Raw genomic sequence first — 309 nt, forward strand, 5'->3', positions numbered from 1 at the left:
TGCTTTGACCTGTACTTCTGTCACCAGCGATTCATGCGTCTGGACATGAACGCTTTGACGGCTTCCAATTGAGCAGGTGTTACCCATGTCCCCGCACACCTGTTTCCCATGTGACCGGTCTGAACAGGCGAGACGAAAGAAAGTTACTCGCATGCCGGGCGACTCCCGGCCTCCGTCCTTCGCATAGGTGTCACATCCCGGACGATCATATGGCCGCTTGTGAAAAAGATGCGGGTGCGTCTGATGCCACTCTTTCATGGCCTTCATTGGCGTCTTGCTCTTGAGCGCTGACTGCGGCAACTGGTGGTT

Annotated in this window: 1 pseudogene; it reads right to left on the reverse strand. The window is 55.3% G+C overall.

What is annotated here, in order from left to right:
• Positions 1-186 precede the first annotated feature (186 nt).
• A pseudogene (locus ACYZGB_RS22925) lies at positions 187-309 on the reverse strand (IS481 family transposase); the annotation flags it as partial.

It is taken from the genome of Acidovorax sp. Q11, assembly GCF_054950075.1.